This window comes from Pseudomonas sp. ok266 (assembly GCF_900110195.1).
Classification (GTDB): Bacteria; Pseudomonadota; Gammaproteobacteria; order Pseudomonadales; family Pseudomonadaceae; genus Aquipseudomonas; species Aquipseudomonas neuropathica.
The window spans coordinates 60,272-83,532 of sequence record NZ_FOCU01000003.1 but is presented as its reverse complement, the minus strand read 5'-3'; the positions used below and the strand labels follow the sequence as shown (position 1 = coordinate 83,532).

Annotated in this window: 24 protein-coding genes; 12 read left to right on the top strand and 12 right to left on the bottom strand. The window is 59.2% G+C overall.

All coding sequences use genetic code 11. The annotated features are described in order from the left end of the window. Positions 1-42 precede the first annotated feature (42 nt). From BMY54_RS06200 to BMY54_RS06185, 4 genes are all read right to left on the bottom strand, one after another. Positions 43-471 carry a hypothetical protein gene (locus BMY54_RS06200; protein WP_093430451.1) on the bottom strand — a complete coding sequence of 143 codons (429 nt, stop codon included), beginning with the start codon at positions 469-471 and terminating at the stop codon, positions 43-45. A 198-nt stretch (positions 472-669) separates the two neighbouring features. Further along, entirely contained in the window at positions 670-1,215 is a 546-nt protein-coding gene (locus tag BMY54_RS06195) for a hypothetical protein (RefSeq protein WP_093430450.1), read from the bottom strand. A 154-nt stretch (positions 1,216-1,369) separates the two neighbouring features. Further along, complete coding sequence (locus BMY54_RS06190; protein WP_093430449.1) at positions 1,370-2,794, bottom strand: MFS transporter; 1,425 nt, start codon at positions 2,792-2,794, stop codon at positions 1,370-1,372. 125 nt (positions 2,795-2,919) lie between these two features. Further along, positions 2,920-3,360, bottom strand: a complete 441-nt coding sequence (locus tag BMY54_RS06185) for a PACE efflux transporter (RefSeq protein ID WP_093430448.1) — start codon at positions 3,358-3,360, stop codon at positions 2,920-2,922. Positions 3,361-3,481: 121 nt separating this feature from the next. On the opposite strand from BMY54_RS06185, the gene BMY54_RS06180 reads away from it, so the two are divergent. After that, entirely contained in the window at positions 3,482-4,354 is an 873-nt protein-coding gene (locus tag BMY54_RS06180) for a LysR family transcriptional regulator (protein ID WP_093430447.1), read from the top strand. Between the two features lie 78 nt (positions 4,355-4,432). Here BMY54_RS06180 and BMY54_RS06175 read toward each other — a convergent pair whose 3' ends face one another. Further along, the gene (locus BMY54_RS06175) at positions 4,433-5,464 is read right to left on the bottom strand and encodes an HTH-type transcriptional regulator GntR (RefSeq protein WP_093430446.1); all 1,032 of its coding nucleotides are present in this window, start codon (positions 5,462-5,464) and stop codon (positions 4,433-4,435) included. 216 nt (positions 5,465-5,680) lie between these two features. Between BMY54_RS06175 and BMY54_RS06170 the strand changes: the two genes are divergently transcribed. Then, positions 5,681-6,214 carry a gluconokinase gene (locus tag BMY54_RS06170; RefSeq protein WP_093430445.1) on the top strand — a complete coding sequence of 178 codons (534 nt, stop codon included), beginning with the start codon at positions 5,681-5,683 and terminating at the stop codon, positions 6,212-6,214. Positions 6,215-6,296: 82 nt separating this feature from the next. Further along, positions 6,297-7,652, top strand: coding sequence for a GntP family permease (locus BMY54_RS06165; RefSeq protein ID WP_093430444.1), 1,356 nt, complete (start codon positions 6,297-6,299; stop codon positions 7,650-7,652). A 181-nt stretch (positions 7,653-7,833) separates the two neighbouring features. On the opposite strand, the gene alaC is transcribed toward BMY54_RS06165, so the two are convergent. Beyond that, positions 7,834-9,051 (bottom strand): alanine transaminase, encoded by a 1,218-nt coding sequence (alaC, locus tag BMY54_RS06160; protein ID WP_093430443.1) that lies wholly within the window; start codon positions 9,049-9,051, stop codon positions 7,834-7,836. A 139-nt stretch (positions 9,052-9,190) separates the two neighbouring features. On the opposite strand from alaC, the gene BMY54_RS06155 reads away from it, so the two are divergent. The 3 genes from BMY54_RS06155 to BMY54_RS06145 all read left to right on the top strand — a co-directional run bounded on the left by BMY54_RS06155 (position 9,191) and on the right by BMY54_RS06145 (position 11,229). Then, a complete protein-coding gene (locus BMY54_RS06155) occupies positions 9,191-9,853 on the top strand; it encodes a LysE family translocator (RefSeq protein ID WP_093430442.1) in 663 nt (220 codons plus the stop codon). Between the two features lie 68 nt (positions 9,854-9,921). Next, the gene (locus BMY54_RS06150; RefSeq protein ID WP_093430441.1) at positions 9,922-10,416 is read left to right on the top strand and encodes a GyrI-like domain-containing protein; all 495 of its coding nucleotides are present in this window, start codon (positions 9,922-9,924) and stop codon (positions 10,414-10,416) included. Between the two features lie 324 nt (positions 10,417-10,740). Continuing rightward, entirely contained in the window at positions 10,741-11,229 is a 489-nt protein-coding gene (locus tag BMY54_RS06145; RefSeq protein ID WP_093430440.1) for a GNAT family N-acetyltransferase, read from the top strand. A gap of 136 nt (positions 11,230-11,365) precedes the next feature. Here the strand turns inward: BMY54_RS06145 and BMY54_RS06140 are convergent, their stop codons facing one another. Continuing rightward, positions 11,366-11,971, bottom strand: coding sequence for a pyridoxamine 5'-phosphate oxidase family protein (locus BMY54_RS06140; protein ID WP_093430439.1), 606 nt, complete (start codon positions 11,969-11,971; stop codon positions 11,366-11,368). Positions 11,972-11,989: 18 nt separating this feature from the next. Beyond that, positions 11,990-12,475: a GNAT family N-acetyltransferase gene (locus BMY54_RS06135; protein ID WP_093430438.1), complete on the bottom strand. Its 486-nt coding sequence runs from the start codon at positions 12,473-12,475 to the stop codon at positions 11,990-11,992. A 140-nt stretch (positions 12,476-12,615) separates the two neighbouring features. Here BMY54_RS06135 and BMY54_RS06130 point away from each other — a divergent pair, with 140 nt between their 5' ends. From BMY54_RS06130 to BMY54_RS06120, 3 genes are read left to right on the top strand one after another with little or no spacing between them, the layout of a single operon-like run. Continuing rightward, entirely contained in the window at positions 12,616-13,041 is a 426-nt protein-coding gene (locus BMY54_RS06130) for a YybH family protein (RefSeq protein ID WP_093430437.1), read from the top strand. A 40-nt stretch (positions 13,042-13,081) separates the two neighbouring features. After that, positions 13,082-13,426: a YciI family protein gene (locus BMY54_RS06125; protein ID WP_008081988.1), complete on the top strand. Its 345-nt coding sequence runs from the start codon at positions 13,082-13,084 to the stop codon at positions 13,424-13,426. Then, positions 13,419-14,660 (top strand): RNA polymerase sigma factor, encoded by a 1,242-nt coding sequence (locus BMY54_RS06120; RefSeq protein WP_093430436.1) that lies wholly within the window; start codon positions 13,419-13,421, stop codon positions 14,658-14,660. The genes BMY54_RS06125 and BMY54_RS06120 overlap by 8 nt, the downstream gene beginning before the upstream one ends. Before the next feature lie 363 nt (positions 14,661-15,023). Here BMY54_RS06120 and BMY54_RS06115 read toward each other — a convergent pair whose 3' ends face one another. Continuing rightward, positions 15,024-15,878: a LysR family transcriptional regulator gene (locus tag BMY54_RS06115; RefSeq protein WP_093430435.1), complete on the bottom strand. Its 855-nt coding sequence runs from the start codon at positions 15,876-15,878 to the stop codon at positions 15,024-15,026. 89 nt (positions 15,879-15,967) lie between these two features. On the opposite strand from BMY54_RS06115, the gene BMY54_RS06110 reads away from it, so the two are divergent. Beyond that, positions 15,968-16,405 carry a multidrug/biocide efflux PACE transporter gene (locus BMY54_RS06110; RefSeq protein ID WP_093430434.1) on the top strand — a complete coding sequence of 146 codons (438 nt, stop codon included), beginning with the start codon at positions 15,968-15,970 and terminating at the stop codon, positions 16,403-16,405. A gap of 118 nt (positions 16,406-16,523) precedes the next feature. On the opposite strand, the gene BMY54_RS06105 is transcribed toward BMY54_RS06110, so the two are convergent. Next, positions 16,524-17,282 (bottom strand): SDR family NAD(P)-dependent oxidoreductase, encoded by a 759-nt coding sequence (locus tag BMY54_RS06105; protein WP_093430433.1) that lies wholly within the window; start codon positions 17,280-17,282, stop codon positions 16,524-16,526. Between the two features lie 120 nt (positions 17,283-17,402). Here BMY54_RS06105 and BMY54_RS06100 point away from each other — a divergent pair, with 120 nt between their 5' ends. Further along, positions 17,403-18,299 (top strand): LysR family transcriptional regulator, encoded by an 897-nt coding sequence (locus BMY54_RS06100; protein WP_093430432.1) that lies wholly within the window; start codon positions 17,403-17,405, stop codon positions 18,297-18,299. Positions 18,300-18,422: 123 nt separating this feature from the next. Here BMY54_RS06100 and BMY54_RS06095 read toward each other — a convergent pair whose 3' ends face one another. Together BMY54_RS06095 and BMY54_RS06090 are read right to left on the bottom strand one after the other, a co-directional pair. Continuing rightward, on the bottom strand, positions 18,423-20,036 hold the full coding sequence (locus tag BMY54_RS06095) for an inorganic phosphate transporter (protein ID WP_093430431.1): 1,614 nt from the start codon (positions 20,034-20,036) through the stop codon (positions 18,423-18,425). A 248-nt stretch (positions 20,037-20,284) separates the two neighbouring features. Then, positions 20,285-21,307, bottom strand: a complete 1,023-nt coding sequence (locus tag BMY54_RS06090; protein ID WP_093430430.1) for a transporter — start codon at positions 21,305-21,307, stop codon at positions 20,285-20,287. Positions 21,308-21,584: 277 nt separating this feature from the next. Between BMY54_RS06090 and BMY54_RS06085 the strand changes: the two genes are divergently transcribed. Continuing rightward, positions 21,585-23,207, top strand: coding sequence for a methyl-accepting chemotaxis protein (locus BMY54_RS06085; RefSeq protein WP_093430429.1), 1,623 nt, complete (start codon positions 21,585-21,587; stop codon positions 23,205-23,207). The last annotated feature ends 54 nt before the right edge of the window (positions 23,208-23,261 follow it).

Below are 23,261 nucleotides of genomic sequence, written 5' to 3'. Positions count from 1 at the left end.
ATTGAGGGGCTGTTACCTGTAGGCATCAAGAAGACAGCCGACCTATTTTCGCAAATTGAAGTTTCCACGGACGTCTGCGAATTGGCTGTTGTCCAGCGATCTGGCGGTGAACTTGAAACTGCCCTTTACGGTGCCATTAACCAAATCTACTTCATCGATTGTGACCGAACCGCCCTCAGAAATTGAATCCCAGGAAGCACCCTGAAAGTTTTTCGGGTTGTAGTTGCCACCGACGGCTCCTTTTTCGAAGGCGTAAGTCTTGTTTGCCTCGATTTTTTTAGCGATATAGATATCAATCCCCTGAGCGGTGAGGACTTCACTCGCCCACCCGGCTATGTATGAATGGTCAGAACTTAAATCCATTACGAGCCGGCTGGTAGCAACCAGCACTTCGCCATTGCCGTTCTCATTCACGTATAGGGCAAAGTGTCCGCTGGCGTTGATAGCTGCATTTTTCATTTTATTGATCATGACTTTCTTCCTTGTCGATAGTAGGTGGGAGCACGTCGACGCTAGGACGCGCTCGAGGTCATACTTCGGCAAGCAGAATCCGCTGTCTACTGTCAGAAATTACAGGTAAAGGGGCTGATTACCGGTTAACCGATGAAAGGCGCAAAGCCCCAAACGGAAAAAAGGCCCTCGTGGGGCCTTCTTTCAATGTTATGAAACTTAGAGCGCAGCGAGAAACTTGCCCGCCTGCTTGTCGCTGTCCTTCACATCGTTGTCTTTTTCCGCCTGCGCCAACTTCATTTTGTCCTGCAAGCGCTCGGCGATCTCTTTGCCGATGGCCAGTTGTTTCTCCGGCGGCATGGCTTTGATGTCGTCTTCGGTCAGCCCCATGGACTGCAGGATACTGTCGCGCAGACGCTGTTCCGGCGTCTTGCTCATGTAGTCCTTGAACTCGTCAGTGGCGGATGCCGCCGAGGCTGTGGTGGCGTCGGTCGATTGCAGGTTCACGCGGGTCTTGGCGAACGCTTCGTCGACGTTATCGCTGATGCGTGTGGCTTCGCTGACTTGCTGGGTGGCGATCTGCGTGGCCGAGTCCTGCACCTTGGCAGTGGCTTCGGCGGTTTGCGCCTGGGTCTGGTTTTGCAGGGTTTGCAGCATGGCGCCGTGCAGACCACCTTGCAGACCGGCTGCGGCGATGGACGTCGCATCGTCATTCAGCGCTTTGGGCAGATGAATGATTTGCTGTTGTTTGGCACTGATCAACATGATGTGCGGACCTGTAGGTAATTGCTGACTCGCGTATCGGAGCAATTACCGTGCCTTTTGAATAAATCCTTTTATTTCAACAACTTGATCATCAGTCAGGTATTCGTGGCGGTCATCCCTTGCCGATAAGTGGCAGAGGATGACCGTTGTCCCATCAGCGATGAGCGATGTTCTCCAGCGCCAGATTGCGCGTGCGCGGGCCGAACCAGCCGATGGTCAGCATCACGATCAGCATGCTGCTGACGATAAACGCCAATACCCCCGGCGTACCGAAATTGTCGAGAAACAAGCCGATCAACAAGCTGCTGAACACTGTCGACAAGCGACTGAACGAATAACAGAAACCCACGGCGCGCGCGCGGATGTTGGTCGGGAACAGTTCGCTCTGGTACGAGTGATAGCTGAAACTCAGCCAGGCATTGCAGAAGGTGATCATCACCCCGCAGAAGATCAGCCCGAATGCGCTGGTCTGCAGGGCGAACAAGGTGCCGAAGGTCATCGCGCCGAGGGCCGAGCCGACGATCTGCCATTTGTTTTCGAAGCGGTTGGCGAACTTCACGAACAGCAGCGGCCCGAGCGGGTAGGCGAGGGTGATGATGAAGGCGTACATCAAACTGTGGGTGACGCTGACGCCTTGGCCGGACAGCAGCGCCGGCAGCCAGTTGCCGAAACCGAAGAAACCGATTGCCTGGAAGATGTGGAAGACGATCAGCATCAACGCGCGGCGACGATACGGCGGCTGCCAGATATCGGCAAAACGGCCCTTGCCTTCGACGTCGACGGGCACGGCTTCGGGGGCGTCCAGCGGTTTGCCGTAGTCCTTCTGGCAACGGGTTTCAATGTGGTCGAGAATCCGGTTGGCTTCCTCAAAGCGGCCATGCTGCGCGAGCCAGCGCGGCGACTCCGGCAGACGTTTGCGCAGCCACCAGATAAACAGCGCAAACACCGCGCTGGCCAGCACCACCCAACGCCAGCCGGAGACCCCGAACGGCGCTTGCGGCACCAGCCACCACGACATCAATGCCACCGCCGGCACCGACAGGAACTGCACGAAAAACGCGAAGGCAAAGGCTGAGCTGCGCATGCGTTTCGGCACCAGTTCAGAAAGGTAGGCATCAATGGTGACCAGCTCGATGCCCAGGCCGATGCCAACCAGAAAGCGCATGCAGATGATACCCAGCGCCGAACTCTGAATCCCCATCAACACCGTCGCCACCGTGTACCAGACCAGCGCGAAGGTGAAGATCGCACGGCGGCCGAAACGATCCGCCAATGGGCTGAGCAGACTGGCGCCGAGGAACAGGCCGAGAAACGTTGCCGAGGCAAACTCTGCCTGATCAGAGAAACCGAACACGCCCTGATTGCCAGTGGCAAAGATCCCGTCGCGGATCAGTCCGGGGCTGATGTAAGCGGTCTGGAACAGGTCGTAGAGTTCGAAAAACCCACCGATCGACAGCAGCGCCACCAGCCGCCATATCGTCGCGACCGCCGGAAGGCGATCGATGCGGGCTGACACCTGAGCGGCGCGTATCGGGTCGATGCCGTCGCTTTGCGCGGTGGCGGGGGCGTGTGCAGTCATGGGCTGGTCCATTTTTTATTGATGGAAAAGCTTAGCCTGCTATCGGAGTTCACGGATTGTGAATATCGGCGGATTAAACAGATAAACCGCTGAATTCTCGCAATATCTGCTTACGAATTAACGATTTATGCCGCAGCCGCCGAATCTGGTAGCGCCGAGGCTGGCAGCCCGAAAATCCGGTCAAACAGCCAATTGAAGGCAAACGTGTAGCAGGGGATGAAAATGATCAGCGCCAGATCGAGCAGAAACGCCTGCACCAGACTGATGTTCATCCACCAGGCAATCAACGGAATCAGGAACACGATCAGCGTCAGTTGAAAGCCCACCGCGTGAGCGATACGGCGTTTCACTGTGCGCGTGCGCGATACCTGGCGACTTTCCCAGCGCTCGAACAGCGAGGTGTAAATGAAATTCCAGGTCACGGCGATGGTGGTGATGATCACCGCCAGTGGCCCGGTGCTGCCCGGTGAGGTGCCGGACAATAACGCCAGACCGAGGGCGGAGAAAGTCATGCCGATCACTTCGTAGAGCGACACGTAGACCAGTTTGCGTTTGACGCCTTGCATGGGGAGTTGCCTCTTTCTTGCCGTTTGTCGCCAGCGGGACTGGCGAAGGCGGCGAAAGATAGCTTCAATAGGGCTGACAGAAAAAGTCAGTAGCTTTCAGTTTTGTTGATAGGTGTGCAAATTGAATTTCAACAGTGACAGCATCGAGCTGTTTCTTGCCGTAATCGAACGCGGCTCGTTTTCGGCGGCGGCGCGTGCGTTGGGCAAAGTCCCGTCGGCCGTAAGTATGGGGATCGGCAACCTTGAGGCGGAACTCGGTTATCTGCTGTTCGACCGCAGCCATCGCGAACCGCAACCCACGGCGATGGCGCTGTCGCTGGTGCCACACGCGCGGCTGATTGCCGAGCAACTCAAGCAGTTGCAAGTGCATGCGGTGGAACTGTCGTTGGGGCTGGAGAGCAAGTTGTCGATCGGCGTAGTCGCGGACATCGACCGGCGCCGTTTGCTGGCGGCGATCAAGCTGATCGCCGAGCGGCATCCGCTGCTCGATATCGAAGTGCTGACCGCGCCGCAGGACGACGTGCTGGCGATGCTGCACAGCGGCCGCGTCAGCCTGTGCCTGGCGTTCGCCGGATTGAGCATGAATGTACTGGAGCGTTTTCAGTTTGTCGGCAGCGAACGGATGATCGCCACCCTGGCGGCGGACAGTCCGTTGTTGCAGGGGCAGGATCTGTTTCTCGAGGATCTGGTGCATGTACGGCAAATCATCGTCGCCAGTCGTGACTTGCCAATCAGCGAAACACGGCCGTTGGTGGCGGAGTCGTATTGGCGCACGGACAATCTCGAGACGGCCATGGAAATGGTCGAGGCAGGATTGGGTTGGGGTAATTTCCCGCTGTCGGTGGTGCAGTCGTGGATTGAGTCCGGGCGACTGAAACGGCTGAATTTCCGCAACATCGAAAATGGTCTGGTGATGCCGGTGCATGCGGTATGGCTCAAGAGCCAGCCCTTACAAAAGGGCGCACTGGCTCTGGTTGATCTGCTCAGCCACTAGCGACTGTGGAGATCCAATGTGGGAGCGAGCCTGCTCGCTCCCACAGGGATTGTGTTTCAACCTTGAATCTGTGGGAAGTCAGGTGCTTTCGCGAATCTTCAGTTCAAAGCCCATGTCTTCCACCGGACGCGCCACGCTGTTACCGGCCATCAACGTCAGCATCTGCTCCGCCGCGCGCCTGCCAATCGCTTCACGCGGGGTGTTGATGCTGCTCAGGCGCGGCACCATGTGTTCGGACATTGGCAAGTCGTTGAAACCGAGAATCGCTACCTGCTCAGGAATCTTGATGCCGTTGCGCAGCGCCTCCAGCAACGCACCCTGCGCCAGGTCATCGTTACCGAAGAAGATCGCATCAACGTCCGGATGCGCCGCGAGCAATTGCAAAAACAACTCCCCGCCCAAGCCCACCGATGAAGAACGAGGCGTCAGTACTTCCAGATCCGGGTCGTAACGTCCGGCCTTTTGCAACGCTTTGCGAAAGCCTTCACCGCGCAACAAGGTGCGCTGATCAAGTTGCGCACCGATGTAAGCCAGACGCTTGCGCCCACGCGAAAGCAAATGTTCGGCCGCCGTTTCACCGGCACTCAGTTGCGAGAACCCTACGCAATTCACTCCGGCAGCGCTGTCCAGTTCCATCATGTAAACGCAGGGAATGTTGCTCGCCTCGATCATCCGTCGTGAACTTTCCGTGCGATCAAACCCGGTCAGCAAAAATCCACGCGGCTGATAGGCCATGTAGTTGCGCAGCAGGTTTTCTTCTTCATCGCGTGAATAGTGGAAGTTGCCGATCAGCACTTCGAAGCCTTTGGGCGTCAGTACCCGATGAATGGCTTCCAGCGTATCGATGAACAGCAAGTTGGATAACGAAGGCACTAGAACCACCACCGAATGGCTCTGCGCCGAGGCCAATGCGCGGGCGGCAGGGTTGACCACGTAGTTGAGTTCGAGCGCGGCTTTCTGGACTTTTTCCACAAGGTCAGTGGCCACGGTGCTGACACCGCGCAAGGCCCGGGAGGCAGTAATCGGGCTGACACCGGCCAGACGGGCAACTTCATTCAGGGTGGGACGGCCGGTGGTGCGAGTGTTTTTATCGTTTTTAGGGGAGGTCATCGGGCGGCTTGCCAAACAAAAATCAAGGCACTAAGGTAGCGCTGTCCTGATGCAGCTGTAAATGCGTAAGCGAGGTCCTGCCTGATCTTCGCTTTTTGGCGTTGGGAACAAACCTGCTGCAACCCAAAAAAACGACAAGAAGGCGTCGGCAACTTCTGCCTGTGCACTAGAGTCATAGCTAGCAAAGGTAGCGCTGTCTGCGCGCTGAGGTGTTATATGAGTCATCCCATCACCGCCCTGGTCATCATGGGCGTTGCCGGTTGCGGCAAGACGTGCGTCAGCGAGGCCCTGTGCCAATTGAGCGGCGCCACTGCCATTGAAGGCGATACTTTCCATCCGGCCGCGAACATCGAAAAGATGAGCGCGGGGATTCCCCTGAACGACGACGACCGTGCCGGCTGGCTCGACAGCCTGTGCGATGAACTGCGTCGCGTCGACGCGCTGGGCAAACGCCCGGTGCTGACCTGCTCGGCCCTTAAACACAGTTATCGCGAAGTGTTGCGCAGCGCCTTGCCGGGCCTGGGTTTCGTGTTTCTTGAATTGACCCCTGAAGTTGCCGCTGAACGTGTGTCCCACCGTCCGGGCCACTTCATGCCCGCGACGTTGATCGAAAGCCAGTTCGCCACCCTCGAATCGCCGATAGGTGAGCCGTTGACGTTGGCGTTGAATGCTTCGATCCACAGTGTTGAAGAACTGGCGTCCCAGGCTCACGTCTGGTGGCAGGCCCACGGTCTGAAACAGGCGGTATGAGTGTGTTGAAAGAGATAGCGCTGTCCTTCCGACTTCTGTTTAACCCGCTTTAATAACAACAACAATCCAGGAGACACCCCCAATGTTTGGCATGTCCCACGACGCCTACCTGCTGCTCGATGCAGTGGTCACGGTAATCGGCCTGATTATCCTGATCACCAAATTCAAGATTCACCCGTTCATTTCCCTGACCATCGCCGCCGCGTTCCTCGGCCTGACGTCGGGCATGCCGATCGGCACCATCATCAAAGCGTTCCAGGACGGCTTCGGTGGCGTGCTCGGCTTTGTCGGCATCATCCTTGCGCTGGGCACCATGCTCGGCAAAATGATGGCCGAGTCGGGCGGGGCGGATCAGATCGCCCAGACCCTGATCCGGGCGTTCGGCAAAGACAAAGTCCAGTGGGCGATGATGTTCGCCGCATTCCTTGTCGGCATCCCGCTGTTCTTCGAAATCGGCTTCGTGCTGCTGATTCCGTTGGTGTTCATCGTTGCGCGCCGCACCGGCGTGTCGATCATCAAGATCGGTATCCCGCTGCTCGCCGGTCTGTCCGCCGTGCACGGTCTGGTGCCACCGCACCCGGGCCCGCTGCTGGCCATCGGCGTGTTTGGCGCTGACATCGGCAAGACCATTCTCTACGGTCTGATCGTTGCGCTGCCGACCGCGATCATTGCCGGTCCGATCTTCGGTACGTTTATCGCCAAGCACATTCCGGGTCACCCGAATCAGGAACTGGTCGATCAACTGGCCCGCGAAAACGACGACTCGGCCACGCTGCCGAGCTTCAGCATCACCCTGATCACCGTGCTGCTGCCGGTGTTCCTGATGCTGCTGAAAACCTTCGCTGACGTGGCGTTGCCGGACGGTCACTTCTTCCGCACCTGGATGGACATGATCGGTCACCCGATCTCGGCACTGCTGCTGGCGTTGCTGCTGTCGCTGTACACCTTCGGCCACAAACAGGGCATCGGTTCCCAGCAGATGCTCAAGTGGCTCGACGCGAGCCTGGCGCCAACCGCCGCGATCATTCTGATCATCGGTGCCGGCGGTGGTTTCAAGCAGATGCTGGTGACCAGCGGCGTGGGCGACGTGATCGGCCACATGGCGGTCAGCGCGCAGATCTCGCCGATCCTGCTGGCGTGGCTGGTGGCAGCGGTGATTCGTATCGCGACCGGTTCGGCAACTGTGGCGACCATTACTGGCGCGGGCATTGTCGTGCCGGTGGTGGGGATGATTCCGGGCGTTAACCGTGAGCTGTTGGTACTGGCCACCGGCGCCGGTTCGCTGATCCTGTCCCACGTGAACGACGCCGGTTTCTGGCTGGTGAAGCAGTACTTCAACATGACCGTGGCCGAGACGTTCAAGACCTGGACGGCGATGGAAACCATCCTGTCCATCGTTGCGTTGGGCTTTATCCTGCTGCTGTCGCTGTTCGTTTAAGCAGCTTCACGCAGGCACAAAAAAACCGCAGCGATGCGGTTTTTTTGTGGGTGATGATTTCTTCGCTACACACAAAACCAATGTGGGAGCGAGCTTGCTCGCGAAAGCGGTGGGTCAGTCAGCATTGATTTAGCTGACACGACGCCTTCGCGAGCAAGCTCGCTCCCACAGGGGATAGGTGTCAGGCGGAAGTTTTTGGACTCAGGCCATCCGCCCGGAACATGCCGCGAATCCCGCGCACCGCCTGACGTATGCGGTCCTGGTTTTCGATCAGCGCAAAGCGCACGTGATCGTCGCCATACTCACCAAAACCCACCCCCGGCGAGACGCAGACCTTGGCCTCGGCCAGCAGTTTCTTGGCAAACTCCAGCGAACCCAGATGCGCGTACTGCTCAGGAATCTTCGCCCAGACGTACATCGACGCCTTCGGATTCTCAACCATCCAGCCCAGCTCATGCAGGCCTTTGACCAGCACGTTGCGGCGCTGGCGATACTGCTCTGCGATGTCGCGCACACACTGCTGATCGCCTTCCAGCGCGGCAATCGCCGCGACTTGCAGCGGGGTGAAGGTGCCGTAGTCGTGGTAGCTCTTGATCCGCGCCAGAGCGTTGACCAGTTCCGGATTACCGACCATGAAACCGATGCGCCAGCCGGCCATGTTGTAGCTCTTGGACAGGGTGAAAAACTCCACAGCAATGTCCTTGGCGCCCGGCACTTGCATGATCGACGGGGCTTTCCAGCCGTCGTAGACGATGTCGGCGTACGCCAGATCGTGAATTACCAGCACGTCGTACTGCTTGGCGAGGGCGATCACCCGTTCGAAGAAGTCCAGTTCCACGCACTGTGCGGTCGGATTCGATGGGAAGCCGAGGATCATCATTTTCGGTTTCGGAATCGAGCCGCGAATGGCCCGTTCCAGTTCGTCGAAGAAGTCCACGCCAGGCACCAGCGGCACCGAACGCACCTGGGCACCGGCAATCACCGCACCGTAGATGTGAATCGGGTAGCTCGGGTTTGGCACCAATACGGTGTCGCCCTGATCCAGGGTTGCCAGCATCAAATGCGCCAGGCCTTCCTTGGAACCGATGGTGACAATGGCTTCGCTTTCCGGGTCGATGTCGACCTCGTAGCGTTGCTTGTACCAGTTGGAAATCGCCCGGCGCAGGCGCGGAATGCCCTTGGATGTGGAGTAACCGTGGGTGTCTTCGCGTTGGGCAACCTGGACGAGTTTTTCGACTATATGCGGCGGCGTGGCGCCGTCGGGGTTGCCCATGCTCAAGTCGATGATGTCTTCACCACGACGCCTGGCAGCCATTTTCAGCTCGGCGGTGATGTTGAAAACGTAAGGGGGGAGTCGATCTATGCGCGCAAAGCGGCGCGGCGAACCTTGTTCAGCCATTGTTGCCTCGGATAACGTAAGCGCCCGGAACCGTCCGAGCGACGCTGGTCACTGCGGTGACCTGTGGCGGAAGATAAGGGCTGTGATGGCATACTGTCCAGCGCGTTTTTCAAACATATTTGCCCAAGGAAATCGGTAGATGGAATTCACCAGCGGCTTCTTGCTGAGCCTTTCGTTGTGCCTGGATATCGGCGTAGCCAACATCGCCATGATCACCCTGGCGATGCAGCGTGGTTACTTTCAGGGCTTTGCGCTGGGCCTCGGTACCTGCGTTGGCGACCTGATTTACGCGGTGCTGGCGCTGGCCGGGATGACGGTTCTGTTGCAGTACGAGACCGTGCGCTGGGTGTTGTGGATTGGTGGTTCGGCGCTGCTGATCTACTTCGCGGCGAAGATGATTTACTCGGCGATTCACCACGAGGCGCAGTTGGCGGCCACGGCGGAAGTGGGGCAGAACTCCCATCGCAAGGAGTTCTTCCGGGGGATATTTCTCGCGATGTCGTCGCCGAGCGCGATTCTCTGGTTCGCGGCGGTAGGCGGCACCTTGATTGCGCGTTCCGGTGGTGGCGGTCCTTTGAGTTCGGCGCTGTTCCTCGGTGGGTTCCTCTGCGCCGGACTGCTGTGGTCGGCGGGTTTGTGCTTCGCTGCGAGCCATGGTGGCAAGCTGCTGGGCGATAAGCTATTGCGCTATTCGTACCTGGCATCTGCAGCGATCTTCTGCTATTTCGCGGTGTACGTGATCGTATCTGGCTACAACGAATTTGTCGGTTCGGGCGCCGTCGAGCAGTTGCACGCGCTGTAAACGTGCGAATCGGCTTTGGCTTTCTATACTCCCAGCCGAACCCCCTTTTTTGTTCCAGGAGTCGAGTCATGGATGAGCAAAAACGCGTCGAAGTGGCTGAACCTCGCTTCGAACATGGACACTTCTTGCTGATTGCAGGTTTTCGCGGTCGATTTACCCAAGACACAGCCAAAGACATCCCGGCGCTGTGGGAAAAGTTCTTGCCGCACCTGGGAAAGATCCAGGGGCAAAAGAACGAAGTGACCTACGGTGTCTGCAGCAATTTCGACGGCAAGGGCGGCTTCGATTACATCGCCGGGGTGGAAATCAGCAAACTCGATGACCTCGACCAGAAGGTCTACCAGTGGGTCGAAGTGCTGCCTCGGCAATACGCGGTGTTCGAGCACAAGGGGCCGCTCGAACAGCTGCCGCAAACCCTGCAATACATCTACAAGACCTGGCTGCCGACCTCGCACTACGTAGAGCTCAATGCCCCGGAACTGGAGCGCTATAGCGCCGATTTCAATCCGCGGCTGCACACCGGCAAACTGGAAATCTGCGTGCCGGTCGATACCAAGGGCTGAACCAACAGACATGAGGCGGATCACTGATCCGCCTCATGGTTTTCAACCGCGTTTACTCTTGCCCAACCGTCGCGCCCGCAACAGGTCGATGCCCAGAGTGATAAAGCCGAACGTACTGATGCCCAACACCATCAACAGGCCGATTTCAACGCTGCTCATAAACGGTTTCCCCCAAGGGTGATCAGAGACACACCTGAGAAATAGCCCGCCGCGAACCCGAAGAAAAGCACTTATACGCAGGCTTTACGCCGCCCTTGCGCATCGATATGCAGGCCTTATTCCTTTATGCTTTCGGCACTTTCTTCTGCCGATTTCCGAGCCGCCATGAACACCGTTATCCGCAACGTCACCGCCGCCGACCTGGACCGCTGCTACGCCATCGAAACCGTTGCCTACGAAGGTGACGAAGCGGCCACCCGCGAGAAGATCGCCACGCGCATTGCCACCTGGCCGGAAGGTTTTGTCGTTGCCGAGGTGGACGGTGAGGTCGCAGGCTTCGTCAACTCCGGCGCGGCGTTTGATGTGCAGATGTCGGACGAGGCGTTCAAGGAACTGATCGGCCACGACCCGAAAGGGCCAAACGTGGTGATCATGTCGGTGGTGGTGCACCCGGATTATCAGGGGCAGGGTTTGGCCAAACGTTTGATGGGCGAGTTCATTGAACGTATGCGCGGGATGGATAAGGCGACCATTCATTTGATGTGCAAGGAAAAGCATATCCCGTTGTATGCCGGGTTTGGCTTTGCCTACATCAAACCGTCTGAGTCCGACCACGGCGGCATGGCGTGGCACGAGATGATCCTTACCCTCTAAAACCAGCCCGATACTGATCGTTCCCACGCTCCGCGTGGGAATGCCTCCTGTGACGCTCTGCGTCACGACTTTGGGACGCAGAGCGTCCCCAGCTGCATTCCCACGCAGAGCGTGGGAACGATCATTTACGGGAGTGTCAGTAGAGGGTGTCGGTTACGCGTTTCGGCGCTTCGCGGTCGTAGGTATCAGCGTCGAACTGGCCGTCATTCAGACGTTTGTGGAAGGCGCCAGCAGAGGGCAGGGCCGAGCGCGGCAGATGGGTTTCCGGGTTCCATGCGTCGGAGCGGACGAAGGCTTTCGAGCAATGAAAGAACGCCGCTTCCACCGTCACCAGCAACACCGTTTTCGCCGGTTTGCCGTTCACCGCAAAGTTTTCCAGCAACTGCGGCTCAGCACTAATCACCGCCGTGCCATTGACCCGCAACGTCTCGCCAATCCCCGGAATAATGAACAACAACGACACCCGCGAATCGTGCAGCACATTGCGCAGGGTATCGATGCGGTTGTTACCTGGGCGATCGGGCAACGCCAGCGTGCGTTCGTCAATGATCCGCACAAACCCGGCTTTGTCACCGCGCGGCGAATTATCCAGGCCATCGGTGCCCACCGAGCTGACAATCACCAGCGGCGACAGGCGCACCATTGCCTGATAATCGTCGTTGAGAAAACCGATCTGCTTGCGCACCGCCCGCTCGTGGGGCAGTCCGTAAATCGCTTCCAGTGCTTCGATTGAGTCGATCATCGTGCATCCCTCGATGACTTAGAAAACCAGGCCCATGCGCCGTTCGTAACCGATCCGGCCCTTGTACGCTTCGCCGCTGTCGACATAGCCGTGTTTGGCATACAGCGCGATGGCTGCGTCGTTATCCGCGTCCACCGACAATTCCAGTCCCTTGATCTCCGGCCACGCCTGACGCGCAACGTCGGGCAACGCTTGCAGACAGGCCTTGCCGTAGCCCTTGCCCTGGGCGCGGCGATCGACCTGCAGCGCATGCAAGGTGGCGCTGTGTTCATCGGCCCAGGCCGGCAACACTGGCGGGCGCTTGAGCAACAGAAACGCCACGGGTACTTCATCCGCCAGCAGCGCAAAACCCTTCACACCCGGCCCGGGTTTCGACAGCAGGGTGTGCAAAGCCCCATGGATATCGCCGGAGAACTTGATCTGCTCGGCATGGATTTCAATCGCCTCGACTTGCTCACGCTGCAAGGCGTTAAGGCTGTCGTACGGCACGAGTTGGGCTGACACGGGAATTTCCTTTTTCCTACAAAGATGAGCCTCGGATTCTAGCGATTTTGTCTTCTGCGGAAATTTTTTGTTTCGCCTGTCGATCAGCTCAAGTGCCGAACGACTAAGGGTGTCTTCACAACAAAAACACGGAGAACACCATGAGCGCACAAACCGAGATCCAGACTCTGATCAACACCTACCGCGAAGCCGTCATGAAAAAGGACGTGGAGAAAGTCATGGCGTTGTACGCCGACGACATCGTCTCTTTCGACGCGATCAAGGCCCTGCAATTCAAGGGTAAAGCCGCCTACCGCGCGCACTGGGTCGAGTGCATGGAAATGTGCCCCGGCCCGCACGTTTTCGAGTTCCACGAAGTCGCCATCGAAAGTGCTGACAACATTGCCTTCGCCCACTGGGTGGCCAACTGCGGCGGCACCAATGACAAAGGCGAAACCCAGAGCTGCTGGATGCGCGTCACCGCTTGCTATCGGCAGGTTGACGGGGCGTGGAAAATCGTCCACGAACACTGGTCGGCGCCGTTCGATCCGATGAGCGGCGCGACCCTGTTCGATGTGACTCCCTGATCTTCAGCCATAGTTGAACCGTCCGATTCAGGAGAACGCCATGAAGTATTTATGCCTGGTCTATAGCGATGAGCGCCTGCTGCATTCGTCGCCCGACAGCCCGGAAGACGCCGAGTGCTGGGCCTACGCCGAGTCGATTCAGGGCAGCGGGCGGATGGTTGCCGCCGAGGCGCTGGAGTCGGTGCAGACCGCCACCACGGTGCGGATGCGCAACGGCAAACTGTCGATCACCGACGGCCCGTTCGCCGAAACCAAGGAGCAATTGGCCGGTTTCTACCTGATCGACGCCAAGGACCTCAACGAAGCGATTCAGGTTGCCGGCAATATTCCGGCCGCGCGGGTGGGCAGCGTGGAAGTACGACCGGTGCGGCAATTGAATGTCTGAGGTCAAGGCGCGGGTCGAGCAGGTCTACCGCGAAGAGTCGCGGCGGATCCTGGCGACGCTGATTCGCTTGCTGGGTGATTTCGACCTCGCCGAAGAAGCCTTGCACGAGGCGTTCTTCGTCGCGGTCGAACGCTGGCAGCGCGACGGCGTGCCGGACAACCCGCGCACCTGGCTGGTGTCCACCGGGCGCTTCAAGGCCATCGATGTGTTGCGCAGGCGTGCGCGGTTCAAGGCTTCGCAGCCGCTGTTGCTGGCGCAACTGGAAGAACTGGAACAGGCCGACTGGAGTGGCGAAGACGTGGAAGACGATCGCCTGCGGCTGATCTTCACCTGCTGCCACCCGGCGCTGGCGGCGGATGCGCAAGTGCCGCTGACCTTGCGCGAAGTCTGCGACCTGACCACCGAGGAAATCGCCCGCGCCTTTCTCTCCGCGCCGGCAGCGATTGCCCAGCGCATCGTGCGCGCCAAAGCGAAGATTCGTGACGCGAAAATTCCCTATCAAGTACCGAGCCTGAGCGAACTGCCCGAGCGCCTCGATAGCGTGTTGCGGGTGATTTATCTGGTGTTCAACGAAGGGTATTCGGCGTCGTGCGGGGCCGAGTTGATCCGTGAAGATCTGACCCGCGAGGCGATACGGCTTGGGCGACTGTTGATGGAATTGCTGCCGGAGCCGGAGGTGATGGGTCTGCTGGCGATGATGCTGTTGCACGAGTCGCGACGGTCGGCGCGCACTTCGCCGAGTGGTGAACTGGTGCTATTGGATGATCAGGACCGTTCACTGTGGGATGCCGGGTTGATTGCTGAGGGATGTGCGCTGGTCGAGCATGCGCTGACCACGCGGCGCTTTGGGCCATATTGTTTGCAGGCGGCGATTGCGGCGGTTCATGCTGAGGCGCCGTCGGCGGGGGAGACGGATTGGGAGCAGATCGTTGGTTTGTATGACGTGCTGTTGCGTGCGGTGCCTTCACCGGTGATCGAGTTGAACCGGGCGGTGGCGGTGGCCAAGCGGGATGGGGCGCTGAACGGTTTGAATCTGATTGAAGGGATTTTGGGTCGCGGCGAGTTGCAGGATTACCACTTGGCGCATTCGGCGCGGGCGGAGTTTTGTCGGCAGTTGGGTAGGGTGGAAGAAGCGCGGGCTGCGTATTTGCGGGCCTTGGAGCTGACCCGGCAAGAGCCGGAGCGGCGTTTTATCGAAGGGCGGCTTTCGGCGCTGGAATTGCCCTCACCCTAGCCCTCTCCCAGGGGGAGAGGGGACTGATTGGGGGATGCTGTAGAAGTACGCCGACTTGAACGCTCAGCGGTGAATCCATAATCGACCCAAATTTCACGACCATATATAACGCAGCAATCAATCCATAATCGACTCGATCTCTCAGGTCGATGTATGACGCAACACAATGCGGTCGGCCCCCTCTCCCCCCGGGAGAGGGCTGGGGTGAGGGGCTTTTGAGCTCATATCCAATGAATCCATAATCGACTCGGTCTCTCAGGTCGATGTATGACGCAAGACACCTCGGTCGGCCCCCTCTCCCTCCGGGAGAGGGCTGGGGTGAGGGGCTTTTGGCTTCATGCCGGCTAGCGATTAGGCGCGCCGCTATTCCAGCATCTTGCTCAACAACCAGCTCCCCGCCGGCCCTGGCGGATACAGCCGCGACCACAACGCATCAACAAACACCGGCTTAGGCCAGCCGCGCACCTTCAACTCCACCAACAAATCATTGCCAAAACGCTGCGCCAGCCAACGCGGCAACGGCGCCCAGCCAAAACCTTTCTCGGCCATTTCCAGCAACATCAGATAACTCGGCGCCGACCACACCCGACCTTTGCCGCGACTGTCGTAAGGATTGACGATGGTCGCCAGGCGCAATTCACGGTGCTGTTCCAGGACGTGTTGATCAACGTGATCAAGCTTGGCCAGCGCGTGATCGCGATTGACGAACAAGGCGATTTCCGTGCGCTCGGCCACCGTCGACGTTGCCAGGTCCGGTGGGTAGTTCTCTTGCATCTCGGCGAAGGCCAGATGCGCACGACCGCGCTGCACCAGTTCGATCAGGTCATCGCATTCGGCGATCAGGCATTCCAGCTCCAGATCCGGATAACGCTGCTCAAACCCGACCAGCGCCGCTTCAAAACGGTACGACTGATAAGTGTCGGAAATCGCCACGGTCAGCTTCGGCTCGACGCCTTGGGACAACTGCCGCGCAGTCATTTCCAGACGACTGCTGGCCGCCAGAATCGCCTCGGCGCGTTGCAGCATCACATGCCCGGCCGGCGTCAGGGTTGGTTTGCGGCTGCTGCGATCGAACAGCACCAGATCCAGATCGATCTCAAGGCTGGCCACCGCCGCGCTGATGGTCGACTGACTGCGCCCCAGTTTGCGCGCCGCTGCCGAAAACGAGCCTTGGGTCGCCGCCTGGACAAACGCCAGCAGCACTTCCTGCGAGATCATCAACTATCGCCTTGATCGATGGTTATTGGTTATGAAGTATCGGTATCAAGATAGATCATGGCAACCCTCTTCACTCAAGGAGTCAGGCCATGACTGCCCACAAATCGATCACTGAACGTATTTTCCAGGCCGTTGGTTTCGAACTGCTGGCCATCCTGATCTGCACCCCGTTGCTGGCGTGGATCATGCAAAAACCGATGCTTGAAATGGGCGCGGTGACCGTGTTGATCGCGTTGCTGGCGCTGGGCTGGAACGTGGTGTTCAACCGTTTCTTCGACCGGATGCTGGAACGCATGAACGTCGCGCACAACGCTTGGATACGTGTGGTGCACGCGCTGCTGTTCGAAGGCGGCTTGATCGTGATGGGCGTGCCGCTGATTGCCTGGTGGCTGTCGGTCAGCCTGTGGCAGGCGTTTTTGCTCGACATCGGCGTGTTGCTGTTTTTCCTGCCGTACACCTATGTTTATCACTGGGGTTATGACGTGGTACGTGAGCGCTTCATGACCCGTAACGCTTGCCAAGGCTAACACCACCCCCGTGTAGGAGCTGCCGAAGGCTGCGATCTTTTACTGTTGATTTTCAAGGGCAACATCAAAAGATCGCAGCCTTCGGCAGCTCCTACCAGGGAAAGTATTTCAGCGTTGGTTAGAGGAACATGCCGCCGGATGCCTCGACCCGCTGACCATTGATCCACTGCGCCCCCGGCGACAGCAACAACGCCAATGCCCCGCCAATGTCATCCGGCTGCCCGGCACGGCCCAATGCGGTGTTGCTGGCGACCATTGCATTCAGCGCCGAGTTGTCTCTTACGGCGCCACCGCCGAAGTCAGTTTCGATGGCGCCCGGGGCGAGAATGTTCACGCCGATCTGCCGGGCCCCCAGCTCTTTGGCCTGATAACGGGTCAGCACTTCCATCGCGCCTTTCATTGCCGCATAGGCGCCGTAACCCGGCAGACTGAAACGGGTCAGGCCGCTGGAAATATTGATGATCCGCCCGCCATCGTTGATCAGCGGCAGCAACTGCTGGGTCAGGAAGAATGGCCCTTTCAACTGAATGTTCATCAGCAAATCAAACTGCTCCGGGGTGGTCTCGGCAAACAACGCATGCACGCCGATCCCGGCATTGTTGATCAGGAAATCAAAACGCTGACGGTCAAACGTCTGCTGCAACGCCTGCTCAACACGTGTACCGAAATCGGCAAAGCTTTCGCTGCGGCCGACGTCCAGTTGCAGCATCACGGCTTTCGCGCCGAGTGCCTGCAGTTCGGTTACCAGCGCCTGGGCTTCATCGGCGCGGCTGTTGTAGGTGCCGACGATGTCGATGCCCTGAGCGGCGAGGTGCAGGGCTGCGTTTTTGCCCAAGCCGCGACTGGCGCCGGTGATCAAAGCGATTTTGCGATTCATGGAGGCTTCCTCGATTGCGGTGAGTGGTGATGGGCTCAGTTTATTTGTCCGCCAAGGGGTGATAAACAGGTTGAAAACGGAATCACTGATCGGCTCAGCCGAACAATCCATAGGTGCCTTATGAACAAACTGGAACTGCTGCGCACCTTCGTCCGGGTCAGCGAACTGTCGAGTTTTACCCTCGCGGGCGAGAGCCTTGGCTTGCCGCGCTCGACCGTGTCCGAACATGTGCAAGCGCTGGAAACCCTGCTCGGCACGCGTCTGCTGCAACGCACCACACGCAAGGTGCAGGCGACGCAGGACGGGCTGGTGTTGTACGAGCGCAGCAAGGACCTGCTCTCGCACATGGACGAGATCGAGGGCTTGTTCCGCCAGGACGAGGCGTCGCTGACCGGGCGCATTCGGGTCGACATGCCGAACATTCTCGCGCGGCGTCTGATCATGCCGCGCCTGCCGCAATTCATGGCGCGTCATCCGAACCTGGAGCTGGAAATCAGCAGCACCGATCGCCGCGTGGACTTGCTTAGCGAAGGCTTCGATTGCGTGGTGAGGATTGGCGCGCAGCCGGATCAATCGGTGGTCGCGCGACATCTCGGTGACTTCCCCATGGTCAACTGCGCCAGCCCCGCCTACCTTGAGCGCTACGGTGTGCCGCAAACCCTTGAGGATCTGGCGCAGCATCGACTGGTGCATTACGTCGGCGTGCTCGGTTCGCGTTCGGAAGGTTTTGTGTACGAGGAGGGCGGGCAGGTTAAACGCTTGCCGATGGCTGGCAGCATTACGGTCAACAGCACTGACGCTTACGAGTCGGCATGCCTGGGCGGTTTTGGTCTGACGCAGGTGCCGCGCACCGGCATGCAACCGCATCTGGAAAACGGCGAACTGGTCACCGTGCTGCCGCAATTCACCGCGCCGGCGATGGGGATTTCGTTGTTGTACGCGCGGCAGCGGCATTTGCCGTTGCGGGTGCGAGTGTTTATGGATTGGCTGGGCGATCTGATTCGCTCCGCGCTCTGAACCTGAATACAAAACCAATGTGGGAGCGAGCTTGCTCGCGAAGACGGCGTGTCAGTCAATTCAGAGTTGACTGATCCACCGCTTTCGCGAGCAAGCTCGCTCCCACAAGGAGAATTGTGCGAATTAGAAGATCTGGGTGAACAGCCAGTAGAGGCTGCCTGACAGCAGAATGGCGGCGGGGAGTGTCAGCACCCACGCCATCAACAGATTGCGGATGGTCTTCATCTGCAACCCGCCACCGTTGGCGACCATGGTCCCGGCTACCCCTGAAGACAACACATGGGTCGTCGACACCGGCAAACCAAACATGTCCGCCGCACCGATGGTGAGCATGGCCACGGTTTCCGCCGACGCACCCTGCGCATACGTCAGGTGGGTCTTGCCGATCTTCTCGCCGACCGTCACCACAATCCGCTTCCAGCCGACCATGGTGCCCAACCCGAGCGCGATGGCCACGGCGATCTTCACCCACAGCGGAATAAACCGTGTGGCGTTGTCGATCTGCTGTTTGAACAGTTGCAGTTTGCTGCTGGTGTCAGCGTCGAAATTGCCGACCTTGTTCTTGTCCATCAGGCGAATGCTTTCGCTGGCCAGGTACATGTCGTTACGCACGTTACCCATGGCTTCGGCCGGGACTTTCGCCAGCGAACCGTAGCCTTTGACTTCTTCGCCAATGTGCCCGGTGAGGGCGGCGAGGGCGGGGATCAGTTGCGGCGTGGCGTCCTTGCTGCGCACGTAATCGGAGAGCACCGCACGCGGATCGGCCGGCGTCGGCAGCGGGGCACTTTTCACCAGCGCTTGCTGGGTGACTTGCGCCACGGCGGCAAACTGCAGCGATTGTTCTTCGGGCATGGTGCGGTTCAAGGCGTAGGCCATCGGCAATGTGCCGACCAGAATCAGCATGATCAGGCCCATGCCTTTCTGGCCGTCATTGGAGCCGTGGGCGAAGGACACGCCGGTGCAGGTCAGAATCAGCAAACCGCGAATCCACCACGGCGGCGGGGTGTTGCCTTTAGGGGCCTTGTACAGCGCGCGATTCTTCACGAATGCACGCAGCGCCAGCAGCAACAGCGCCGCGCAGCCGAACCCCACCAGTGGCGACAGCAGCAAGGCGTAACCGATCTTGGTCGCCTGCGCCCAATCGACACCGCTGGTGCCGTCGCGGCCGTGCATCAAGGCATTGGCCACGCCGACGCCGATGATCGAACCGATCAGCGTGTGCGAAGACGATGCCGGCAAACCGAGCCACCAGGTGCCGAGGTTCCACAGGATCGCCGCGATCAGCAGGGCGAAAATCATCGAGAAACCGGCAGACGAACCGACCTGCAGAATCAACTCCACCGGCAGCAACGCGATGATGCCGAACGCCACCGCGCCGCTCGAAAGCAACACGCCGAGAAAGTTGAAGAACCCCGACCAGACCACTGCCACATTCGGCGGCAGCGAGTGGGTGTAAATCACCGTCGCCACGGCGTTGGCGGTGTCGTGGAAACCGTTGACGAACTCGAAACCCAAGGCAATCAGCAGCGCCACGCCGAGCAGCAGGAACGGCGTCCACGTGGTGACTACCGTGCCGAGTTCGTGCATGTCGTGCATCAGGCTGTAGGCGGTGAACAGCATCCCCATCGCCAGCACCGCGAAAAAGATCACGTAGGTGAACGGGCCGGTTTTCTTGTCGAGGGCTGGCCTGCCACTGGCGGCGGAGGCGGGGCTGGCGGTCAGGGAGGGAGTAGCCATGAGCGGACAATCCTGAGCGAGGGAAGGAATGTCGCCCATGATCGTTGCAGAATGTTACAGAGAGACTGCGCCATGTCAGTGTTTGGGGTTTTAGCTCCACCGCTGATCCGAAGACTGAAGAAGATCCCTGTGGGAGCGAGCTTGCTCGCGAAAGCGGTGTGTCATCCGACAATGATGGAGCCTGACACTCCGTCTTCGCGAGCAAGCTCGCTCCCACATTGGGCCTGCGGTGGCAATGCGTTTTGTGGTCAGTAATCGCCTCTTTTACGAAACGCCCAACGCCCGGCAATCACGGTAAACGTCGCCACCAGTGCAACCAGAATCCAGAACCCTTCCGGATCTTGCGACAACGGCACCCCGCCCACATTCATTCCGAAAAAACCGGCAATTATGTTGATCGGCAGCGCCAGTACCGTCACCACGGTCAGGGTGAAAAGCGTGCGGTTGCTCTGTTCGTTGAGGTTGGCGGCGATCTCTTCCTGCAACAGTTTGATCCGCTCACCCAGCGCAGTGAGGTCGTTGATAATCAGCGCAAACTCCTCGGTGGATTTGCGCAGCTCCTTGACGTCCTCCTTTTGCAACCAGGACGGCGGCCGGTTGAGCAGACGCAACAGCGAACCCGGCTCCAGCGCCAGCAGCCGTTGCAGCCGCACCAGCACACGGCGATTGGCACCGAGTTCGGCACGGTTGGTCGACAGCCGCGAGGAGAGCAATTCGTCCTCGACCTGATCGACGCTCATGCTGGTCTTGCGCACGATCTGCGTGAGTACTTCGCCCTGATCGCGCAGCAGATGCACGAGCAATTCCGAGGGCGAACGAAAACGCTCGCCGGCCTTCACCGACGAGCGCAATTTATCCACCGAGTGCAGCGGTTGCAGACGCGCACTGACGATCAGTTTGCTGCGCACACAGACCCACAGCGTCGACACGTCCGAGGAGACCATGCTGCTGAGGTTGAACACCACATCGTTGACCACCGCCAGCAACGCCGAGTCGACATGCTCGATGCGCGTCGACCGCGAACCTTCGTGCAACGCTTCGAAAAACTCCTCGGGCAATTGCAGATGACTTTTCATCCAGCGCTCGCACGCCGCGTGCGCCAGATTGAGGTGCAGCCAAAGGAATTCGCCCGTGTCGTTATCGTCCTGCAAGCAGCGCAACGCTGTCGCCGAGTCGACTTCGCGGCCACGTTCGCCGGGCAGGAAACGAAAGCCGTAGAGCAGGCCAAACAGATCGGGATCGCGATGGCTGATATCGAGGCTGTGGTTCATGAAGGCTCGCTGCGAGGAGGGTGCGTCGGTCGCGCAAATGGCAGGTTCACTGAGCCGCATCATCGCAATGTCACATGACGTTTGTGTGACAGCAAAGTGACGCCAAATCAGCGACTTACCGGCGGTCGGAATTTCTTCAAGAAACGCTCTGGTGCGCCGATCACGCTTGGGTTACGTTGCGCGCGCTTGGCCATGAGCCAAGGCGTGCCGACAGGGATGTCCGGCAAAATTTCACGCCTTATCGGGCGTGCCTCATCCTTGTCCTGAGTGTCTTTCGATGCTGCAAAAATCCCTGAGAGCGCAAATTCTCGCCCTGCTGAGCGGCAGCCTGCTGGCGATGCTGTTGATCGCCCTGGCCTGTTTTCACTTTCTGTCCAACGGCGTGCAGAGTTACAGCCAGTTGATCGCCGGTCCCTTGCACACTTCGCAATTGATCGACGAGGCCAACCTGCAATTCAAGGTGCAGGTGCAGGAATGGAAAAACGTTCTGCTGCGCGGTAAGCAACCGGCGGATCTGGCTAAATATTGGGGCCAGTTCGAGGATCGTCAGCGCGATGTGCAGAACATTCTCGGTGAACTGGCCAGCCAGAAAGGCATCGAGCCGGCGCTGAAAACCCGCATCGAACGTCTGCGTGAAGAACATCGTCTGCTCGGCGCTGCCTACCAGAAGGGCCGCGATGCCTACGTGGCTGCCGGTGGTGATCCGACGGCTGGTGATGCGGCGGTCAAAGGCGTCGACCGCGCCGCCAGCGATCAGATGAGCGAGCTGGTCGCCGAGTTGCGCAAGCAAGGCACCGCGCAGTCGGCGCTGATCAGTGCCGAGGCTGATCGCACCGTGTGGCTGGGGCTGCTGGTGATGCTCGCGTCGGGTCTGCTGATCGGCTTGTTGAGCCTGTGGCTGGTCAACCGTAACCTGGTCGAACCGATTCGCAAACTGATCGATTACGTGACCCAGTTGAGTCGCGGCAAACTCGCCGAGCGCGTGGTCAGCGACCGCCAGGATGAGCTGGGCAACCTCGCCGCAGCGGCCAACACCTTGCGTGATTTCCTCGCCGAAACCTTCACCCGTCTGCAGCGCAGTGCCAGCGATCTGGACAGCGCCAGCGGCGAGTTGAACGCGATCGCCACGACCATGGCTGGCGGCACCAATGAGCAGTTCAACCGCACCGATCAGGTGGCCACGGCGATGAACGAAATGTCCGCCACCGCCCAGGAAGTGGCGCGTCACGCCGCTGATGCTGCGCGTGCGGCCGACGATGCCGACCAGTCCGCCCAGCAGGGTGAAAAGGTCATGCAGAGCACCATCCACTCGATCACCCAGATGCGCGGTGAAATCGCCAACACCGCCACGGTGATCCGTCGTCTGGAAGCCGACAGCGGCCGCATCGGCAAAGTGCTGGAAGTGATTCGCGGCATCGCCGAACAGACCAACCTATTGGCATTGAACGCGGCCATCGAAGCAGCGCGCGCCGGTGAGGCCGGGCGTGGTTTTGCCGTGGTCGCCGATGAAGTACGCAACCTCGCACAACGCACCGCCGAGTCGATCATCGAGATCAACCAGATCATCCAGAGCGTGCAGACCGGCGCGGTGGACGCGGCGCAAGCCATCGACAGCGGCCAGACGCGCAGTGATGAAAGCGTCGAGCAGGTGACCCAGGCCGGCGCGATGCTGGAGCGCATCACCCACGCGGTGGAAGCGATCCGCGACATGAATCGTCAGATTGCTACCGCCGCCGAAGAGCAGACCTCGGTGGCCGAGGACATCTCGCGCAACCTCACCGAGATCACCTCGATCGCCAGCACCAACCTCGACAACGTGCAGCGCACCGAAAGCGCGAGTCAGAACCTGCACAGTCTGTCGGGGGAGCTGAACGAAGTCACCGCGCGTCTGAGTGCCTGACGCAAACGACCGTGTACCGGTTCGGATACCGAGTCGGTACACAGTCGATCTCAA

What these genes read in the sequence shown, in the direction of transcription:
- BMY54_RS06155 (WP_093430442.1), top strand. Translation starts at nt 9,191, where the DNA reads ATGGAATTCACCAGCGGCTTCTTGCTGAGCCTTTCGTTGTGCCTGGAT.
- BMY54_RS06150 (WP_093430441.1), top strand. Translation starts at nt 9,922, where the DNA reads ATGGATGAGCAAAAACGCGTCGAAGTGGCTGAACCTCGCTTCGAACAT.
- BMY54_RS06110 (WP_093430434.1), top strand. Translation starts at nt 15,968, where the DNA reads ATGACTGCCCACAAATCGATCACTGAACGTATTTTCCAGGCCGTTGGT.
- BMY54_RS06120 (WP_093430436.1), top strand. Translation starts at nt 13,419, where the DNA reads ATGTCTGAGGTCAAGGCGCGGGTCGAGCAGGTCTACCGCGAAGAGTCG.
- BMY54_RS06200 (WP_093430451.1), bottom strand. Translation starts at nt 471, where the DNA reads ATGATCAATAAAATGAAAAATGCAGCTATCAACGCCAGCGGACACTTT.
- BMY54_RS06170 (WP_093430445.1), top strand. Translation starts at nt 5,681, where the DNA reads ATGAGTCATCCCATCACCGCCCTGGTCATCATGGGCGTTGCCGGTTGC.
- BMY54_RS06090 (WP_093430430.1), bottom strand. Translation starts at nt 21,307, where the DNA reads ATGAACCACAGCCTCGATATCAGCCATCGCGATCCCGATCTGTTTGGC.
- BMY54_RS06100 (WP_093430432.1), top strand. Translation starts at nt 17,403, where the DNA reads ATGAACAAACTGGAACTGCTGCGCACCTTCGTCCGGGTCAGCGAACTG.
- alaC (WP_093430443.1), bottom strand. Translation starts at nt 9,051, where the DNA reads ATGGCTGAACAAGGTTCGCCGCGCCGCTTTGCGCGCATAGATCGACTC.
- BMY54_RS06125 (WP_008081988.1), top strand. Translation starts at nt 13,082, where the DNA reads ATGAAGTATTTATGCCTGGTCTATAGCGATGAGCGCCTGCTGCATTCG.
- BMY54_RS06195 (WP_093430450.1), bottom strand. Translation starts at nt 1,215, where the DNA reads ATGTTGATCAGTGCCAAACAACAGCAAATCATTCATCTGCCCAAAGCG.
- BMY54_RS06175 (WP_093430446.1), bottom strand. Translation starts at nt 5,464, where the DNA reads ATGACCTCCCCTAAAAACGATAAAAACACTCGCACCACCGGCCGTCCC.
- BMY54_RS06190 (WP_093430449.1), bottom strand. Translation starts at nt 2,794, where the DNA reads ATGACTGCACACGCCCCCGCCACCGCGCAAAGCGACGGCATCGACCCG.
- BMY54_RS06185 (WP_093430448.1), bottom strand. Translation starts at nt 3,360, where the DNA reads ATGCAAGGCGTCAAACGCAAACTGGTCTACGTGTCGCTCTACGAAGTG.
- BMY54_RS06085 (WP_093430429.1), top strand. Translation starts at nt 21,585, where the DNA reads ATGCTGCAAAAATCCCTGAGAGCGCAAATTCTCGCCCTGCTGAGCGGC.
- BMY54_RS06130 (WP_093430437.1), top strand. Translation starts at nt 12,616, where the DNA reads ATGAGCGCACAAACCGAGATCCAGACTCTGATCAACACCTACCGCGAA.
- BMY54_RS06145 (WP_093430440.1), top strand. Translation starts at nt 10,741, where the DNA reads ATGAACACCGTTATCCGCAACGTCACCGCCGCCGACCTGGACCGCTGC.
- BMY54_RS06140 (WP_093430439.1), bottom strand. Translation starts at nt 11,971, where the DNA reads ATGATCGACTCAATCGAAGCACTGGAAGCGATTTACGGACTGCCCCAC.
- BMY54_RS06105 (WP_093430433.1), bottom strand. Translation starts at nt 17,282, where the DNA reads ATGAATCGCAAAATCGCTTTGATCACCGGCGCCAGTCGCGGCTTGGGC.
- BMY54_RS06095 (WP_093430431.1), bottom strand. Translation starts at nt 20,036, where the DNA reads ATGGCTACTCCCTCCCTGACCGCCAGCCCCGCCTCCGCCGCCAGTGGC.
- BMY54_RS06165 (WP_093430444.1), top strand. Translation starts at nt 6,297, where the DNA reads ATGTTTGGCATGTCCCACGACGCCTACCTGCTGCTCGATGCAGTGGTC.
- BMY54_RS06115 (WP_093430435.1), bottom strand. Translation starts at nt 15,878, where the DNA reads ATGATCTCGCAGGAAGTGCTGCTGGCGTTTGTCCAGGCGGCGACCCAA.